Origin of the sequence: Paenibacillus sambharensis (genome assembly GCF_003233845.1) — a bacterium.
GTDB lineage: Bacteria > Bacillota > Bacilli > Paenibacillales > Paenibacillaceae > Paenibacillus_I > Paenibacillus_I sambharensis.
In genome coordinates this window covers 112,091-128,699 of sequence record NZ_QKRB01000037.1, presented here as the reverse complement: position 1 = coordinate 128,699, position 16,609 = coordinate 112,091, and the positions used below count along the sequence as shown (strand labels likewise).

The 16,609-nt window shown below is 48.1% G+C and carries 18 protein-coding genes and 1 pseudogene; 13 read left to right on the top strand and 6 right to left on the bottom strand.

Annotated features, from left to right (window positions below; translation table 11 throughout):
- Positions 1 to 17: 17 nt before the first annotated feature.
- The 5 genes from yycF (at position 18) to DNH61_RS07285 (ending at position 5,738) form a co-directional block, all read left to right on the top strand.
- Positions 18 to 758: a response regulator YycF gene (gene yycF / locus DNH61_RS07305; RefSeq protein WP_111145999.1), complete on the top strand. Its 741-nt coding sequence runs from the start codon at positions 18 to 20 to the stop codon at positions 756 to 758.
- A complete protein-coding gene (walK, locus tag DNH61_RS07300; protein WP_111146056.1) occupies positions 758 to 2,587 on the top strand; it encodes a cell wall metabolism sensor histidine kinase WalK in 1,830 nt (609 codons plus the stop codon). The genes yycF and walK overlap by 1 nt, the downstream gene beginning before the upstream one ends.
- On the top strand, positions 2,584 to 4,074 hold the full coding sequence (locus tag DNH61_RS07295; RefSeq protein WP_111145998.1) for a YycH family regulatory protein: 1,491 nt from the start codon (positions 2,584 to 2,586) through the stop codon (positions 4,072 to 4,074). The genes walK and DNH61_RS07295 overlap by 4 nt, the downstream gene beginning before the upstream one ends.
- A 77-nt stretch (positions 4,075 to 4,151) precedes the next feature.
- Positions 4,152 to 4,898: a two-component system regulatory protein YycI gene (gene yycI, locus DNH61_RS07290; protein ID WP_111145997.1), complete on the top strand. Its 747-nt coding sequence runs from the start codon at positions 4,152 to 4,154 to the stop codon at positions 4,896 to 4,898.
- 33 nt (positions 4,899 to 4,931) lie between these two features.
- Entirely contained in the window at positions 4,932 to 5,738 is an 807-nt protein-coding gene (locus DNH61_RS07285; protein ID WP_111145996.1) for an MBL fold metallo-hydrolase, read from the top strand.
- On the opposite strand, the gene DNH61_RS07280 is transcribed toward DNH61_RS07285, so the two are convergent.
- Positions 5,707 to 5,928, bottom strand: a complete 222-nt coding sequence (locus DNH61_RS07280; protein WP_181438610.1) for a hypothetical protein — start codon at positions 5,926 to 5,928, stop codon at positions 5,707 to 5,709. The genes DNH61_RS07285 and DNH61_RS07280 overlap by 32 nt on opposite strands.
- 149 nt (positions 5,929 to 6,077) lie before the next feature.
- Between DNH61_RS07280 and DNH61_RS07275 the strand changes: the two genes are divergently transcribed.
- Positions 6,078 to 7,400 carry a S1C family serine protease gene (locus DNH61_RS07275; protein WP_111145995.1) on the top strand — a complete coding sequence of 441 codons (1,323 nt, stop codon included), beginning with the start codon at positions 6,078 to 6,080 and terminating at the stop codon, positions 7,398 to 7,400.
- A 9-nt stretch (positions 7,401 to 7,409) separates the two neighbouring features.
- Positions 7,410 to 7,577, top strand: coding sequence for a CxxH/CxxC protein (locus DNH61_RS07270; protein ID WP_111145994.1), 168 nt, complete (start codon positions 7,410 to 7,412; stop codon positions 7,575 to 7,577).
- An 80-nt stretch (positions 7,578 to 7,657) separates the two neighbouring features.
- Here DNH61_RS07270 and DNH61_RS07265 read toward each other — a convergent pair whose 3' ends face one another.
- The gene (locus DNH61_RS07265) at positions 7,658 to 7,987 is read right to left on the bottom strand and encodes a hypothetical protein (protein WP_111145993.1); all 330 of its coding nucleotides are present in this window, start codon (positions 7,985 to 7,987) and stop codon (positions 7,658 to 7,660) included.
- A 223-nt stretch (positions 7,988 to 8,210) separates the two neighbouring features.
- On the opposite strand from DNH61_RS07265, the gene rlmH reads away from it, so the two are divergent.
- A complete protein-coding gene (gene rlmH / locus DNH61_RS07260) occupies positions 8,211 to 8,690 on the top strand; it encodes a 23S rRNA (pseudouridine(1915)-N(3))-methyltransferase RlmH (protein WP_111145992.1) in 480 nt (159 codons plus the stop codon).
- Positions 8,691 to 8,779: 89 nt separating this feature from the next.
- Here the strand turns inward: rlmH and DNH61_RS07255 are convergent, their stop codons facing one another.
- The 3 genes from DNH61_RS07255 to DNH61_RS27225 form a co-directional block, all read right to left on the bottom strand.
- Positions 8,780 to 9,196 carry a hypothetical protein gene (locus DNH61_RS07255; protein ID WP_111145991.1) on the bottom strand — a complete coding sequence of 139 codons (417 nt, stop codon included), beginning with the start codon at positions 9,194 to 9,196 and terminating at the stop codon, positions 8,780 to 8,782.
- A gap of 336 nt (positions 9,197 to 9,532) precedes the next feature.
- Entirely contained in the window at positions 9,533 to 9,982 is a 450-nt protein-coding gene (locus DNH61_RS07250) for a hypothetical protein (protein ID WP_111145990.1), read from the bottom strand.
- A 46-nt stretch (positions 9,983 to 10,028) separates the two neighbouring features.
- Positions 10,029 to 10,277, bottom strand: a complete 249-nt coding sequence (locus DNH61_RS27225) for an HTH-like domain-containing protein (protein WP_425452225.1) — start codon at positions 10,275 to 10,277, stop codon at positions 10,029 to 10,031.
- A gap of 155 nt (positions 10,278 to 10,432) precedes the next feature.
- Between DNH61_RS27225 and DNH61_RS07240 the strand changes: the two genes are divergently transcribed.
- Entirely contained in the window at positions 10,433 to 11,584 is a 1,152-nt protein-coding gene (locus tag DNH61_RS07240; RefSeq protein WP_111145989.1) for an IS4 family transposase, read from the top strand.
- Positions 11,585 to 11,728: 144 nt separating this feature from the next.
- Here the strand turns inward: DNH61_RS07240 and dndB are convergent.
- Positions 11,729 to 12,723 (bottom strand): annotated as a pseudogene (dndB, locus tag DNH61_RS07235) (DNA sulfur modification protein DndB).
- A 351-nt stretch (positions 12,724 to 13,074) separates the two neighbouring features.
- On the opposite strand from dndB, the gene DNH61_RS07230 reads away from it, so the two are divergent.
- The 4 genes from DNH61_RS07230 to DNH61_RS07215 all read left to right on the top strand — a co-directional run bounded on the left by DNH61_RS07230 (position 13,075) and on the right by DNH61_RS07215 (position 16,447).
- A complete protein-coding gene (locus DNH61_RS07230) occupies positions 13,075 to 13,380 on the top strand; it encodes a GIY-YIG nuclease family protein (protein WP_111145988.1) in 306 nt (101 codons plus the stop codon).
- A gap of 12 nt (positions 13,381 to 13,392) precedes the next feature.
- Positions 13,393 to 14,616: a DNA sulfur modification protein DndB gene (locus DNH61_RS07225; protein WP_111145987.1), complete on the top strand. Its 1,224-nt coding sequence runs from the start codon at positions 13,393 to 13,395 to the stop codon at positions 14,614 to 14,616.
- Between the two features lie 125 nt (positions 14,617 to 14,741).
- Positions 14,742 to 15,527: a hypothetical protein gene (locus DNH61_RS07220; RefSeq protein ID WP_111145986.1), complete on the top strand. Its 786-nt coding sequence runs from the start codon at positions 14,742 to 14,744 to the stop codon at positions 15,525 to 15,527.
- A 17-nt stretch (positions 15,528 to 15,544) separates the two neighbouring features.
- Positions 15,545 to 16,447: a 5'-nucleotidase gene (locus tag DNH61_RS07215; RefSeq protein WP_111145985.1), complete on the top strand. Its 903-nt coding sequence runs from the start codon at positions 15,545 to 15,547 to the stop codon at positions 16,445 to 16,447.
- Positions 16,448 to 16,609: the final 162 nt, after the last annotated feature.

Sequence of the window (16,609 nt, the reverse complement as noted above, 5' to 3'; positions counted from 1 at the left end):
GAACAGGTGGTGGGAGCATGCAGGGCAAAATACTGGTCGTAGATGATGAACAGCCAATTGCAGATATATTGAAATTCAATCTGGAGAAGGAAGGCTTCGAGGTGATATGCGCCTTCGACGGAGGAGAGGCTGTGCAGCTGGCTTATGCGGAAAAGCCGGATCTGATCCTGCTGGATCTCATGCTTCCGGTCAAGGACGGCATGGATGTGTGCCGCGAGGTGCGCAGCCGCATGCAAACCCCGATTATTATGCTGACAGCGAAGGATACGGAGCTGGACAAGGTGCTGGGTCTGGAGCTGGGGGCGGATGACTATGTTACCAAGCCCTTCAGCACGAGAGAACTGCTGGCACGGGTGAAAGCCCACCTGCGGCGGCAGCAGAAGCTGCAGACGGCAGGAGTCAGCGCAGAAGCAGCCGGACAGGCGGAGAAGCAGGGACTGAAGCTGTTCAACCTGTTCATTGATACGGATATGTATGTCGTCTACAAGGACGGCGAGCCGCTTGATCTGACACACCGGGAATATGAACTCGTCTATTATATGGCCCGCAACAGCGGGAAAGTCATGACGCGGGAGCATCTGCTCCAGGCTGTCTGGGGATTTGAGTACTTTGGTGATGTGCGTACGGTTGATGTAACGATCCGCAGGCTGCGCGAGAAGATTGAAGATGATCCAAGCCGGCCGGAATATATTCTGACCCGGCGCGGACTCGGCTATATGATGCGTAATCCGAAGTCAGGAGGGTTCATCCCCGGATGATGCGAGGTATTCGGCTATTCCGTACCGTTCAGGTGAAGCTCATCATCATCTATGTGCTGCTGATCCTGATTGCCATGCAGCTGATTGGCGTGTACTTCATCAGTACGATGAAGACGTCGCTGACTGCTTCCTTTACGAATAATCTGAATGAACAGACGAACATGCTGACGGTTCTGGTTGAGCAGACGCTGGGATCAGCAGAGCGGGAACAGAACGAGGTGCCGGATGAGCAGCTTGGCGATGATCTCAGCAGCCTGCTCAGCTCGCTGTTCAACTTCAGTCAGGCGGACATTCAGATACTGGATGCCAGCGGCAAGGTGCTTGCCACCTCCAATGCCCAGCAGTCTTATGTCGGGCGGAAGAATACAACCCTTGCCGTAAGCCGCGCGCTTCAGGGGATACGCGATAACGAGCAGGACATCGTGGATGAAGACAATGTCCGCAAGAAGGTGATCGCACGGCCGGCCTTCGATAATGGCAAGGTGGTCGGAGCGGTCTACATCGTCGCTTCCATGAAGGAGCTGTTCGAGACGGTGAACCGGATCAACCGGATCTTCATGTCCGGCATGCTGATCGCGCTTGGCCTGACGGGTATCCTGGGGATACTGCTCGCCCATACGATCACGAATCCGATCAAGGGGCTTACCCGGCAGGCGGCTGCCGTAGCGGAAGGCCGGTTCGACCATAAGGTGCCGGTATATGGAGATGATGAGATTGGCCAGCTGAGCCATGCCTTCAACAATATGACCGGGAGGCTGCAGGAGGCCCTGTCTGCCAATGAAGAGGAGAAGGAGAAGCTGGCTTCGATTCTGGCCAACATGAGCGACGGGGTAGTGGCCGCAGACGAGTATAATAATGTGATTCTGATGAACCGGCGGGCGAGGGAGATGCTTGAGGTGAAGGAAGGGACAGGAACTCCGCTGTCCGAACTGATCGGTATTACAGATGAGAAGGTAACAGAGCTGCAGGTGGGGATCGAGCATTCCACAGTCATTCGCAAGGAGCTTGATGGCGGGGACGAATGGCTGCTGCGCATCACCTGCACGCCGATCAGCCGCCGGGACAAGTCAATGGCCGGCACAATCGCTGTTCTTCAGGATGTTACCGAGCAGGAGAAGATGGAACGCTCCCGGCGGGAATTCGTGGCGAATGTGTCGCATGAGCTGCGCACGCCGCTGACGACGATCAAGAGCTACATTGAAGCGCTGGATGACGGCGCATTAGAGGACAGGGATCTTGCTGGACGGTTCGTCGGTGTTATTCGCGGAGAGTCGGAGCGGATGATCCGGCTTGTAACCGATCTGCTGCATCTGTCGAGACTGGATTCGAATCAGGCACCGCTTCGTCGCAAAGCCGTCCACGTGAGGGAAATGCTGGAGGAGGTGTCCGACCGCTTCTCATTCCAGATGAGGCAGAAGTCTATCGGCAGCTCCGTGCTGATCGAGAACGGCATTGAGAACATCTGGATCGACCGTGATCAGATTGACCAGGTTCTCGATAACCTGATGTCCAATGCCATCAAATATACGATGGACGGCGGTCATATCGAGATAGCTGCCCGCAAGCCGGATGCCGGATCGATCGCCATCAGTGTGAAGGATAACGGGATTGGCATTCCATCCAAGGATCTGGCCCGGATATTCGAGCGTTTCTACCGGGTGGATAAGGCACGTTCCCGCAATGCGGGAGGCACCGGCCTTGGTCTGTCTATTGCCCGGGAAATCATTAAGGCGCACGGCGGAACAGTGGAACTGGAATCGGAGTGGAATGAAGGTACAACGGTTACGTTCACGCTTCCGACGCTTCACGAAGGGAGCCAGGGATCATGATGGAGCGGGTGAAGACGACAGCGCTCATTATTCTTGTTGTCCTGAGTCTGATACAGAGCTATTTCCTCGCGTACAGCTTCCCGAATCTCGGCGCCAGGGTCAAGGTGGAGCAGGAGTATGTGCTGACGGAGACGATGGGACAGAAGCAGCGCGTTGAGCATGTGATTTTCCCGGAGGATATCGTCCTTCATGCGGGGGGCAACCGGCATACGCTGCTGTATCCGAACACCGTGACCTTCAATGAAATTACGAAGCGGTTTGAAGAGGTAGAGTTCAGCGGCTTCCTTAGGCACACAGCTGATAGCTACGACTGGGCCAAGGCCAGCACGGAAGGGATCGGGGCTGAGCTGCGTTTTGGCACTGGTGTTCCGGTATCGCTGCTGCAGAAGGTCTACAACCTTGATGGGGATTTCCTGTTCCTTGGGGATACAATCGAACGGATCTGGGTCATGAAGCGGCCGAACCAGGATACTGTGGAGACGTTCTTCTTCAGCTCCGACGGCAAGACGGTCTATGAGTCGGTCAGGGAAGTATTCACGCTGCAGGATGTGCAGCAGTTCGCCGGATACGGATCGTACATGCCATCCTATCAGCTGTGGAGAGGCTCGATCTATCTGCCGGAGACGCCGGTTGAGACGATTGAGTCCTCCTTCGGCTATACGGCCTACTCGCCGGAGCAGATGCAGCGCAACCTGTTCTTCGATCCGGAGAAAACGCGGAACCTGGAGGACTGGAACGGCTCTCAGATTTACACCGACGGCAAGCGTGGGCTGCAGCTGGGCTCCGGCGGAACCTGGATGGTGTACACCGACCCGGTAGCACCGCTGGACAGTCCGAATGACCTGGGGGAAAACATGCTTGCCGGGCTGCAGTTTGTGAATCAGCACGGAGGCTGGGACGGGCGTCACCGGTATGTGGTGCCTGCCGACCCGGCTGATGGCCGGATCATCCTCTTCCAGCAGTATTATGACCGGTATCCGGTGCTGGGAACGGAGGACTTTGAATACGGGCATATCCGCTTAATCGTGCAGCAGGGGGTTGTCAGTGAGTTTGAACGCTCGCTGCTGACCCGCGGGGAGCGGAGCGGCCGGACGACAGAACGCTGGCTTCCTGGTTCAGGGAGTGTAATCGAGGAGCTGGAGCGGTATCCGCGCCTCCGTGAAGTGGTGGCGGTCTTCCCGGCGCAGCAGGTAACCCCGACAGACGAGGGGGAGCTGCATTTTGCTCCTGTGTGGGCAGTACGTCTCTCGGATGGCACCGAGCATAAGCTGATGGATGCACTGCCGGCCGGAACGGTGCTGGAGCAGCCGCTGAAGAAGCTTCCCAAGCTGCAGTTCAACAAGACGGGGTCATCTGGGGTTGAAGGCAGCGGGACGGATGGCGGCACCGGGCTGAGGGGCAATGGCTCAGGAGGCGACAGCGTCATCCCGCTGCTGCCGGAAACGGGATCATCAGCGGGCACTCCCGCTGAAGACGGAACGAATTAGCTGAATAATATGAGACAGTTAGAGCGGTAAGCAGGTACAGCCAGAAGTGGCAGAGCTGAGAGAGGGAGATGGTACGAATGGATTGGAGCCGCGCGAAGAGTGTATTGATCATATCATTCCTGCTGCTGAATATGCTCCTTGGCTACCAGCTTTGGCTGGATATCCGTGAACGGCTGAATGCCAACGTGGACCTCTCGGCTCTGCCGCTGGAGGCGGCTGTGAAGATGCAGGAGAAGAAGATCCGGCTTGAGGCCAGCATCCCGACGGATACACCGAAGCTTGAGGATCTGACGTTCCGTTATACGCAGAAGGCGGCTGAAGGAGATAAAATCGAGCTCGATATGCCAATTTCCAGCAGGATTGTCTTTAACAAGAGCGAATTATTAGAAGGTATGGGAGATATCATTCCCGACCTGGAGCTGTACGGCTTCGATGCCTATATGAGCGACAGCAGCAGCGCGGTGTTCTACCGGCTGCATGACGGGCTGCCGATGTTTGATGTCCGGATGAAGCTCTATTACAGCAACCAGCAGATTATAGCCTATCAGCAGAACCGGGTCGAAATCATTCCTGGCGACGATGAACGAGAAGGACAAGCAGTGCTGCCGGCGGCAACCGTCGTGGCGCATTTGATCGATAAATATTTACAGACAGGGTCAGTGGTGACCGACATTCAGCTCGGCTATCACGGACAAATTTTCAACTCGGACATCCAGGTCTCGGCACCGTCGTGGCGTGTGCTGCTGGAGGATGGCAGCGGTTATTACGTCAATGCGATCAGTGCCGAGGTTACCCAGATGAAGGACAACGTCCTTCTCGATTGATGGGACGGGGAGAGAAAGGACAGGACAACAACGATGGGCATACGGTTTACTGTTCTTGCCAGCGGTTCAACAGGGAACGCAACAATCGTGCAGACCGACGAGGCGACGATTCTGGTCGATGCCGGGCTCAGCGCGAAGAAGCTGGAAGGATTGATGAAGGAACGCGGCGTCAGCGGACAGGATATAGACGGCATATTTGTCACACACGAGCATTCGGATCATATTAAAGGGTTAGGGGCCTTCGCCCGCAAGCATGACCTTCCGGTCTATGCCAATGAAGCGACGTGGCATGCGCTGGATAAGCATGTCGGCCAGATTGCCGATGAGAAGCGGTTCATTGTTCCGACAGGCGGAACAGTCGAGTTCGGCGAGCTGCGGGTCGAGTCTTATCCCATCTCGCATGATGCGGCTGAGCCGGTCGGATACTGCTTCCAGGATGAGGATTACAAGCTTAGCCTGGTCACCGACCTTGGCTATGTAAGCGATAAGGTGAAGCGGGCCGTAGAGGATTCCGATGTGATGGTGCTGGAATCCAATCACGACATTGGGATGCTGCGGATGGGCAGATACCCGTGGAACATTAAGCGGCGGATCTTGAGCGACATTGGACATCTGTCCAATGAGGCAGCCGGAGAAGCGGTATGCGATCTGATGACCGACCGCACCAAACGCGTCTATCTGGCTCACTTGAGCCTTGATCATAACTTGATGGAACTAGCCCGTGTAACTGTTAATTCTATTATGGAGGATCACGGCATATTCTTTAAAAGGGACGAGTGTTTTCTGAACCACACGTTCCATGACCGGCCTACCCCATGGGACGAAGTAAGGAAGAAATAGCGGCTTCGGACTCCGCGTCCAGCGCTGCAGCTTTGCGCTCCAGTTCATCCCTTGAGATGAGCCCCTTATCGATGAGGATGTCGAGCATGGAATGGAAGGCCAGCAGCATCTGGTAATGCTGATCCTTCATATCGGCAAGCTTGGCGGTCATATTGACCTGATCCCAGGCGGACATTGGTGAATACTGCATGAATATCATCTCCTCTTGTGATGTCAGATGTTTAGTACAGATTCGTATAGGGAATTCTAGTACTCTTACTATTGTAATCCGTTCTGCCGAAAACATTCCTATAAGTCTAAAAATAGTCTTGATGCACGGCATCGAGAGGAGCGATAGATATGAGCTTGTTCGACGACGATTTTTATTCCACGAGGGTATCCCGCCGGGTCCGTTCGCGAAAGGATGAATGGGGTATTCCGGCAAAACGCAGCTGGGGAGCGGTGCGGATCGCATTCGTCTCCTCCTTCGTCAGTGCAATGGCCGCCGTGGTGATGTTCGGCTTCATCTACGGCTACGACAGCGGCAGTCCGGCTGGGGGCACGCAGACTGGTGCGGCCCCGATCCAGACCGCAGATCCGTTTGAGCGTACCATTCAGGCAGCAGCAGTGGTCAGGCCGGCAGTCGTGAGCATCATCAACGAACAGCTGCTGCCGCAGGGAGAAGGCTTGTGGAGCAGTGAGGACGAGACGGAAGAGGAGCTCGACAGCGGGGAAGAAGCGGAGCTGCAGCAGGCGAGCCTGGGCTCGGGCGTTATTTTCAAGAAAACAGGCGGTAATGCTTACATTATTACGAATTATCACGTCGTCGAAGGCGCTCATACCTTGAAGGCTATGCTAGTGAATGGTGAAGTAAGAGAGGCCAAGGTTGTGGGAATGGATCAGATTACAGACCTGGCTGTGCTTGAGATAGATGGCAAGGGCATTGATACGGTTGCTGCGATCGGCGATTCGATGAAGCTTAGGGACGGGGAGACGGTGATCGCGATCGGCAATCCGCTGGGGCTCGGTGACTCCCTGACGATGGGAATTGTCAGCAAGAGCAAGCGCACGATTCCGGTGTCGCTGAACCAGGACGGCAATTATGACTGGGAGCAGGAGGTTATCCAGATTGACGCTTCCATTAATCAAGGCAACAGCGGCGGGGCACTGGTTAATCTTAGTGGTGAGGTTGTAGGTATAAACAGCATGAAAGTCGCAGATTATGGTGTCGAGGGGATTGGATTTGCGATTCCGATGAACAGCGCTCTCCCTGTCGTGGATTCTCTGATGGAGCATGGCAAGGTACTGCGCCCTTACTTGGGTGTCTACACACTGGACCTGGAACAGTACCTGTCGCAGCAGCCGGGGGCTGCATGGACGGATGAGGAAGATGCCGAGGGAGAGAAGCTTCCTTCTGCCGGGGATGAGCTGAACCTCCCGAAGGATGTAACCGAAGGGGTCATAGTCTTGGAGTCGCTTGGACCGGCTAAGGAAGCAGGGCTTGCCTTCAATGATGTGATTGTGAAGCTCGACCGCCAGGCAATCGGCAGCACGATGGAGCTACGGAAGTATCTGTATAACAAGAAGGAAATCGGCGACACCATTGACGTAACCTTTTACCGGGATGGCAAGCTGAAGACAACGACGTTCAAGCTGGGCGAGAAGGACAACGAAGAGGAGTAAGACGCGCTTATGTATTGTGTATGCAAACAGCATGTGGAACTAGCCATCGATAAATTCGTGGACGATTATGAGGATGCGCCGGATATGGTGGATCTGGACCGGACCCAGTTTGCGGACTGGGATCCCCCGCGCAAGTGCGATCTCTGTGAGCAGAGAGCGGAGATTCTGCTGGTGTGAGCCGGTTGACAGGTTAACAACAAGAAACCCGCGGTCAGGCCGGTTGGCCTGATGCGCGGGTTTTCCTGTATCATCATGTATTATGGAGTAGTTGTTGTGTCTTGGGATGTGCCTTCTTCCGTAATGCCTTCTCCCTCTGGGGAGTCGATATCCACGTCAGGTGTTGTTACGTCAACATCAGGCGCAGTTGCATCAGTGTCAGGTGTCGTTGTGCCTGCGTCAGGCATGGTTGTACCTGTATCAGGCGTTGTTGTGTCCGGAGTAGGATTAGTTGTATCCGGCGTGACAACATTCTCGTCTTCGACCACCACATTGTTGTTCTCGGCATTACCGCAAGCTGCGGCACCGAATACCAGTGTAGCACCCAGTACAGCTGTCAGCGAAGACTTAACCCATTTCTGTTTGTTCATGGTTATACCCCTTTCGAAATCCAAAGTGTTGTATGTGTTGTGTGCGCTTCTGTATCGTTTATAACCTTGCACGAGTGCATTATAAACGTCTAGACGTATTAGAAAAGCTTCATGATTCTAACATTTGAACAGCGTGGAGGCTGGGAAAGACATATAGTTGGAATAAATAATGGCATTATGGCGGGCAGGTTGCCTGCTTGATTATAGAGGAGGAAATGAGCGAATGCATGTGCAGGTTGCAGCGGTAGGGAAGCTGAAGGAAAAATATCTGGTGGACGGCATTGGAGAGTATGCTAAGCGTCTGAAGCCTTACATAAAGTTCGATATGATTGAGGTGCCGGATGAGAAGGCGCCAGAGACGATGAGTGCAGCGGAGGAGGCGCAGGTGCGTGAGCGGGAGGGCGAACGTCTGCTGGCCCAGATCAAGCCGGATGCGCATGTGATCGCCCTGGCCATCGGCGGACAGCTGTGGTCCTCCGAGGACCTGGCCGCCCAGCTGGACAAGCTCGGCACCTACGGCAGCAGCCACGTCGTGTTCGTGATCGGCGGCTCCAACGGGCTCGGCGAGAACGTGCTGAAGCGCGCACAGCAGAAGCTCAGCTTTGGGCGGATGACGCTGCCGCATCAGCTGATGCGGCTGGTGCTGACCGAGCAGGTGTATCGAGCGGTGAAGATTAATCGGGGGGAGCCTTATCATAAATAGGGCGAAATTTTTTCTTAGCTGTCCAAGAATGCGGCAAGGATTTTGTTATTCTACAAGTGTAAGATAGTTAAGCAAATGACTGCAGCAAATTATTGTTCTGTAGAGGGGATAGGTTCAGAGTAGAACTGTTGATAGCGGTCCAACGACTTCTTACCATTTTGTTTAACATAGTCTCGCTGCTTTTTAACATTATATCCTTCATAGTCAGAATAGAATGTTCCCGTATCTAAGTGTAGACTTGTAGCGTTAGACGCCATGCGGTTTTCAGATTCTGTAATAATTTCTACACCATCATAAAAGCGACTTCTTTTAGCATCTACAACAGTGGCCTTCCAACCTTGATTCGTTTTAATATCAGCAAGTCGGACTCTAGCAACAATTGCTACGACTATTTCTTGCTCATTATACTCATCAGTTACAAATGCGTCGATAATATGCTTATTATTAGCAAGATCAAGAACTTTTTTAACATCAAGTGTTTTAATTTCATTTGATCCGTTCGTCATAAAATATAACCCAACCCTTCTTATGTAGATATAAATTATATCGGAAATATTTGGATTAGTTATTACGTCAAATGGCGAAAGAAAGCTTGCATTGCAATTTAGAGGCTTTTCTGGGCAAAGGAAAAAGCCCCTCCCGCATTTGTTTCAGCAGTAGAGGGCTAAGCCTAAAAAGTTCTTCTCGGTCTCCACGCTGAAGGTACGGCGAGCAGAGGAGCAGGGTGGAGATGGGCTCGTCCTGAGAGAGGATCATTGAATTGGTCGGCTTTTGTGGTCCGTTTCAAAGTGCTAGACACGAAGAGCTCCACTTCTAATGGATTTGCACTTTGAAAGATCAAATTACTTACGACGTTGGCCTTCATATCCCTCGTATTTGGGTTGGAACTTGAGGTGAAGGTAAGCCTCAACGAAGTTGAGAATAAAGATGCCTAATTGATAATCAATTAAGATGTCTATTCTCTCCGTATTATTCTTGATCCACTCTCCGACAGTTGACTTGCTTAAAGCATACAGTTCGAAATCGGTATCACCCAAAATGGATTTCGATAAATTACTCATTGAACTGTCTGGATCGTAATGATGACTATTAACTCTTGCCGCACTTTTAGGTCCAGCTTTGCCAATCTTCAAATGCTGGCCTTCATACGAGAACGTATAGACAACTATCTTCCCATTTAATTTGGTCAATTTATGAGGGTTGCCTCTATTCTCAACTTGTATTTGTTCATCTAGGACTTTGACACCAGCTACCCTAATCATGGACAGCAATTCGTCTTTGATTGTGAACATTTATAAACTACCCCTATTTATTTTTATGGAGAAGAATCTCTGCTTCTTAGGTGGTTAAATCTCTTGGGATGACGAATTCCGAAAGCTTTATTCCTTTGCTAACTTCGGTTGCGTAGGATGGGTTTATCCCTGAGACACTTACTATCTCTTTAACACTGAGGTTGTTCCGCATTATTACATCGGCGTATTTCACACCGAATAAATGAATCTTTGCTACTTGTTTGCCATGTGGTGCTTTATGGTACATATCGCTCAATATTCTTCCTAGATCAGAAACATTACTCAAGAGATACACCTTCTTTTAAAAGTTTTATCGGACATCACTAGTGTTGCATTAATATTAACGAAATCTTCAAAACTTTCAGTTATCAGGCTTTCTGGGCAAAAAAAATCCTTTACAATGGAAATGGTAGGTAGTCCCTGTCCATAATCCAATGAAAGGATTCACGCATGGATAAGGATACCCTATTTTCTTCATTTGGTAAATGGCTTTCGCCAATTTGTTCAAAAATGTTTCATACCCAGATTGCTAAATCCGGTCAGGACAAGTATGTAAAGAAGCTTACAACACTCGCCTACCTCAAGCTGTTCTTGCATGCACAGCTGCAGCAGCGCGAAGGGCTGCGGGAGATAGCCGACGACGTTTTGAGTAAGGAATTTCAGCGAGAACTGGGCTTGGAGACGATCTCTGCAGCGCAGTTAAGCCGCAAGCATAGTCGGGTAAATCCAGACCTGCTCCAGCAGATTTTCGAGCGGCTGGCGAAGCAGATATTGTCCAGGCATGGCTGTTCGATCGCAAATCGCAAAGCACTTCGGATTATCGACTCGACCACCGTTGCCCTTTGCTTGCAGCGGTACAAGTGGGCCGATTTTCGAAAGACCAAGGCCGGGATAAAACTTCACCTGCGACTTGCTTTTGCAGATGCCCATGAGGTCCTGCCAGAGAAGGCGACCATTACGACAGCTAGGAAAAATGACCGGACACAGATGGACGATCTCATCCACGAAGAAGGGATCACGTACGTATTTGACCGCGGATACGTGGACTACAGGATCTTTGATCGTTACTGCTCGGACGGGATCTACTTCGCAACTCGCTTGAAGGAGAACGCGATGATTGAACCGCTCCAATCGCTTGAAATTCCAGAGGACAGCAAGGTCACCATGGATGAAAGGGTGCTGGTCGGTTCCGGACAAAAGCGGATGAAGCACAAGCTTCGGATGGTGGAAACCACCGACTCCCAGAGTAATTTGCTCATTCTGCTCACCAACCGTTTCGATCTGTCTTGCGATGAAATCAGTGAGATGTACCGCAGCCGCTGGGCCATTGAGACCTTCTTCAAATGGATGAAGCAGCATCTGAAGATTAAGCATTTCTATGGTACAAGCCAACAGGCCGCACACAACCAGGTTTGGCTGACGCTTATCGCTTTTTGCCTGCTTATGCTGGCCAAACTGGACGCGAACGTAGAGCACTCCCTGCTGCAGATCCAGCGATGGCTGAAAGCTCTGATGTGGAAGCCTTATGCACTGTGGATCGGGCGGATGAAGCGTAAACCGAGCCGCAAGTCTGCAGGACGGAGACGGTTAGAACCCACGTAACCAAGTCGGCCCGAAGGGCATTGTCTGACGCAAAAGCCGAGTGGATATACATAAATTACCAAATGGACAGAGCTACCTTTAATGGCTGCTCGACCTTTTGGTTCTGATGGAAGAAACTAATTATCTGAATTGTCTGTCAGCGTTTTATGCAACGCTAGTGTTCTCATCTAATGAAAGATTTAATTTCATCTTTATCAGATTAGCGGTCAATTGGGTGGTATCGTTGTTTTTGTTAATTCGCCCTGTTGAGGCAACTGCTCGTCCCAGCCATTCACTGGAATTCGTTCGGTTCCAATCAAAAGTCGACAAAGATTGTATGTATTGTCGCCAATCAGTTGGATTGTTATTGTATAAATAATTCCCAATGACTCCCATGGCCTCAAGGAAGACCCCATGCGCATTAATAAAGTTAATTCGCAGTACAGATGGTGAGAGCTCTTTACGGAAAACTTGCTGCCATTCAATCATCGCATCACACAATTCCAGCCAAAATTCTTTCAGAAACTTTTTTTCTTGATCTGAAATGAATTCGCCTTTCTTCTTATTGAGAATTCGACAATTCGTATGAAAGATGTTGTTTAAAGCGAAAATCTTGGGGACAGCTTGGACAAAGATGGTCTTTCTTTATCAGTATATCGGTCCATGAGCGGAATCTCCGCTATTACTTCCTTGGTAATATTAGCGAGTTGATCACGATGTTCGTATAAAATTCCGAGTGAAGAAGTTGTATTTACCGCGTGACGATTCAAATCCGCGAACATTTGTTGACTCATTTGGAGTCCAATATCTTTAAAGAACACCACTGAAATCGTTTCTTGTCCCAATTCTGACGATGTGCGCAGAGCTTCTTCGATGGCAGCACGTCTGTGTTGGCCGTCGCTTATCAAAAAACGAGCATCCATTGAAATAACTAAGCGTCCTATGTCATTGAATTGTGGATCGTCAGAATAAGGAATAAACGCCATTTCACCATCAACTGAAGCTGTTAGTGAAGAAAAGACGTAATCGTTTTGGTTGTTTAAGATATATGAGGTAATCTCGGGGATCCGAGACTTGTTAAGGGTTCTTTGTGCTCTATGTTCGGGCCCGACTTCTTCTTCATCAAATGAAAAGATTTTGGGATGACTCGCAGAGGACACATTCCGACATAGTATTCCTTACCAGCTTGGGTGCCGCGCAGGGCAGGGAAGCTGTAACTGAAGGTGGAATCCATAGTAAATCACATCCTTTACGTACGTAATTTATATATGATATAATATATCAATTTTTTGACCAAAGGACAACTAAAAGAAGATTTGAAACACTAATCTGTCATAATGACAGCTGCGTACATTTTTATTGAAATGTACAAATCATCTGTATGATTGGACAATTTATAATTTTATAGCACAATAAAATAAATTAATTGCGCAATGTGTTGACGGGCTTGTCCAATTATAATATAGTCAAGATATAAATATTGGGAACATGAACGAGGGGGGAGGACAAGAATGAAAGATTGCGAGTTTAACTTGGGATTAGAGTATTCCATTCCCGAATTGCCGGGAGTATATCTAATTCAAGAACAAAGTTCGCCATACGTTCTGTATATCGGTAGAACCAAAAATTTACGAACTCGATTTAAAAAGCACCTTAGTAAGACACATAATTGGCGCTTGAAAAAGAACTTGTCTGGCAACAGTGATGTTTCATTTTCTTACGAACTTACGATTTCTAACAAAGAAATGAAGCAAAAAGAAAAGGACTACATTCAGAAGTACAATCCGGTTTACAATGAAATTCGTTACCAAGAATAGGGGGAATTAGGAATGGCAAGACTTTACCCATCTTTAAAAGGGAAATTAGGAAACACGGAATATTATTTAACTGTCATGAAGGCTGCGGATGTTATTCGAGATATTCGATCAGCGGATGAACTTGCCGACTGGAAAGACTTTACAATTGAGGAGCGGTTACAACGAGAAATTAACTGGGGTAGAATAAAGTCAGAATTGGCTCCTTACTTAATAGAAGATGAAGACAGGTTTTTTGGCTCATTAATTGTTGATATCTACAACGATCAAGGTGTTGAGTTCGAGCCGCTTTCAGCTACATTTAAAACTAATAACAAATTTTACGAGAGTGCAGCACAAGTATTTGGTTTCTTGGTCATGAGTGGAGGCGAAAGTCTCTTTGCATTAGACGGACAACACCGACTTAAAGCGCTCCAAGTAGCGATTACGGGCAAAGGGAAGGATGGCGAGCTTATTGAAGACCTCGGCCATAACCCAGATCTAGGACAGGAAGACGTTACTGTCATCTTTATTCGCCACGAAGGGAATTCCCAAAAGATTCGAAAGATCTTTAATAAAATAAATAAGAACGCAAAACCGACATCTAAAGGTGATAATATCATTACCTCCGAAGATGACCCGTTTGCTTTGATTTCCCGCAAACTAATCGGCCCCGATGCACCATTGAAAGAAGCCCAGGTCAACTGGAGGTCTAATACATTATCTAAGACATCGAAGCAGTTTACGACTATCGGTACTCTTTATGAGAGTGCAGAAATCTTGCTTCGCAAAAAGAATTTAGTTAAAAATCAGTTGCCGAAAGACCTTTCAAAATACTATAACCATGTAAAGTCAGTATGGGAGCAGCTAGTTAAAGAGTTTGAACCGTTTACGGAAATGATCCATTCTACTGAAATTGGTAAATTCCGCGAACAGCTTCTGGTTGGTAAACCTGTTGGCCAGATGGCTCTAGTTGAGGCCATTCAAATCTGTTTTGAACACGAGTATGATAATTTGTCTAAGATTATTGCTTCTCTCAATAAGGTGAACTGGGATTCAGATTCCAACACGTGGCTTCATGTTATGTACGAGCCGGGTGGAAGGATAAAGGCTAACAGCACGTCGCGTAAGTTAGCGGCTCGTGTAATTGCCTATATGGTAGGTGTAAATTACAATGATGACGAAAAAGCACAGCTCATTACAGATTACCGGAATATTAAGAAAGAGCCTAATGCAATGCTGCCTGACCCTGTCGAGTGAGGTTAGAAAGGAGTTTTTTAATTAATCTGGGCAAACTTATTAAACGTAGCTTTGGAACTGAAGCCTCCAGTACATACCAGTAAAGCTGGGGGCTTAGCATATTAAGTGAAGGGGGCAAAAATGGAATGAAAGAATCGCTTCCAACCAAAAAGCGAAAAATAGTAAATAGCGCGATTGAATTGTTACTTCACAGACCTGAAGGAATGAGATTTTCTGAGTTGAAGAAAAAGATTAATGAACAACACTTTGAGATTGGTAACAGTACGATAGGTTCAACAATTGTTAGCCTTGAACAAGAAACTAAAGGGACCATAGTTAAAGTTGACAAAGGCTTGTTTAAACATTCAAGTTATGTCGACAATCAAAGTCTAGGTAATGAAGGATCGGTTGTAATACCAAATACTGAAGTTACAGAAAGAGAGCGGGAAGAGAAATTTTATGCTCCTTTTGCAGATTGGCTAACTGATGATATTGAAGAATGTACACATGCCATACCTTTAGGAGGAAAGCGCTTTAAAGACAAATGGGGCACTCCGGATGTTATAGGTATCCGTGAATCTAGAAGGGGAGCTGTTATCCAGTTTCCAATAGAAATAGTGGCTGCCGAAATTAAAGTAGAGACTAGAGATTTAATTACAGCTTTTGGACAAGCAAGTGCGTATAAACTATTTTGTCATAAGTCTTACATTGTTATTCCAAATTATGCTGATAAGGCAGACATTGCACGTCTTGATGGATTATGCCGTATTTCAGGAATTGGCCTCATATTGTTTGACTATAAGAACTCTGATAACCCTAACTTTGAAATACGGGTTCGTGCAAACAAAAATGAACCGGATATGTTTTATGTAGACAAGTACATAAATTTAATTGAAGATGACTTATTTCCACGAAATCAGAAAAGAAGATAATTTGAGGTGGTAATGTTATGGCATACGATTTGACAAATTATTTAGTCATTGGAGTGTCATCAAGAGCTCTATTTGAATTATCAGAAGAAGAGGAAATTTTTCAAACTCAGGGTCTAGAGGCATATTCGAAGTATCAAATAGAAAATGAAAACAAGGTTCTAAAACCTGGAATTGCTTTTAGTCTGATAAAAAGCATCTTACACTTAAATGAAATTGTTGAGGGGAAAAGAAAGACTGAAGTCATAATAATGTCTCGGAATAATGCAGATACAAGTCTTAGAATATTTAATTCCATCGAACACTATGGTCTTGATATTACACGAACGGCACTTACAAGCGGACGATCTTTAGCTCAATATCTTAAGGCGTTTGACGTAGATCTCTTTTTGTCCGCAGAAGAGAAAGATGTTCAGGGGGCAATAGATGCAGGTGTTGCAGCGGGATTAGTTTACAAAACCGACACCTCTTACGAAAATAACTCTACATCTGAAATAAGAATTGCATTTGATGGTGACGCAGTTCTATTTTCGGAGGAATCGGAAGAGATATATCAAACTCAAGGTCTTCCGGCATTTCTTGAACATGAGAAAAGGAATGCGGAAAGGCCCCTCTCTGATGGTCCGTTCGCTAAATTACTTAGAACTATTTCGTTTTTGCAGAAACAATTTGGTCCCGATAATAATCCAATACGTACAGCATTGGTAACGGCTAGAAATAGTCCGGCTCATAAGAGAGTAATATTAACATTGAGGGGTTGGGGAATAAGAATTGATGAGGCTTTCTTTCTTGGAGGGGCCCCCAAAGAAGGCGTGTTGAAGGCGTTTGGAGCACATATTTTCTTTGATGATCAAGATGTTCACTTGAATAGTTCATCTAGGGTAGTGCCATCAGCTAAAGTTCCAATTAGAACGAAGGGTTGAAATGTAAGCGGGCTCGATAAATGACCGTTGCTCTAGTGAATAATTAATTACTCAATTGCGAAATTTCGCTTTACAGAAATAGTTTAAATTGCTATTATGAATCCGTAAGACAAACCCCATCTACTGTCACACTAGCTGACAGTTTAGGCACTCTAGGAGGAG

Coding starts and splice junctions, on each gene's coding strand:
- yycI (WP_111145997.1), top strand. CDS start 4,152: ATGGATTGGAGCCGCGCGAAGAGTGTATTGATCATATCATTCCTGCTG.
- DNH61_RS07240 (WP_111145989.1), top strand. CDS start 10,433: ATGGATAAGGATACCCTATTTTCTTCATTTGGTAAATGGCTTTCGCCA.
- DNH61_RS07265 (WP_111145993.1), bottom strand. CDS start 7,987: ATGAACAAACAGAAATGGGTTAAGTCTTCGCTGACAGCTGTACTGGGT.
- DNH61_RS07275 (WP_111145995.1), top strand. CDS start 6,078: ATGAGCTTGTTCGACGACGATTTTTATTCCACGAGGGTATCCCGCCGG.
- rlmH (WP_111145992.1), top strand. CDS start 8,211: ATGCATGTGCAGGTTGCAGCGGTAGGGAAGCTGAAGGAAAAATATCTG.
- DNH61_RS07295 (WP_111145998.1), top strand. CDS start 2,584: ATGATGGAGCGGGTGAAGACGACAGCGCTCATTATTCTTGTTGTCCTG.
- walK (WP_111146056.1), top strand. CDS start 758: ATGCGAGGTATTCGGCTATTCCGTACCGTTCAGGTGAAGCTCATCATC.
- DNH61_RS07270 (WP_111145994.1), top strand. CDS start 7,410: ATGTATTGTGTATGCAAACAGCATGTGGAACTAGCCATCGATAAATTC.
- yycF (WP_111145999.1), top strand. CDS start 18: ATGCAGGGCAAAATACTGGTCGTAGATGATGAACAGCCAATTGCAGAT.
- DNH61_RS07250 (WP_111145990.1), bottom strand. CDS start 9,982: ATGTTCACAATCAAAGACGAATTGCTGTCCATGATTAGGGTAGCTGGT.
- DNH61_RS07215 (WP_111145985.1), top strand. CDS start 15,545: ATGGCATACGATTTGACAAATTATTTAGTCATTGGAGTGTCATCAAGA.
- DNH61_RS07255 (WP_111145991.1), bottom strand. CDS start 9,196: ATGACGAACGGATCAAATGAAATTAAAACACTTGATGTTAAAAAAGTT.
- DNH61_RS07280 (WP_181438610.1), bottom strand. CDS start 5,928: ATGCAGTATTCACCAATGTCCGCCTGGGATCAGGTCAATATGACCGCC.
- DNH61_RS07220 (WP_111145986.1), top strand. CDS start 14,742: ATGAAAGAATCGCTTCCAACCAAAAAGCGAAAAATAGTAAATAGCGCG.
- DNH61_RS07230 (WP_111145988.1), top strand. CDS start 13,075: ATGAAAGATTGCGAGTTTAACTTGGGATTAGAGTATTCCATTCCCGAA.
- DNH61_RS07285 (WP_111145996.1), top strand. CDS start 4,932: ATGGGCATACGGTTTACTGTTCTTGCCAGCGGTTCAACAGGGAACGCA.
- DNH61_RS07225 (WP_111145987.1), top strand. CDS start 13,393: ATGGCAAGACTTTACCCATCTTTAAAAGGGAAATTAGGAAACACGGAA.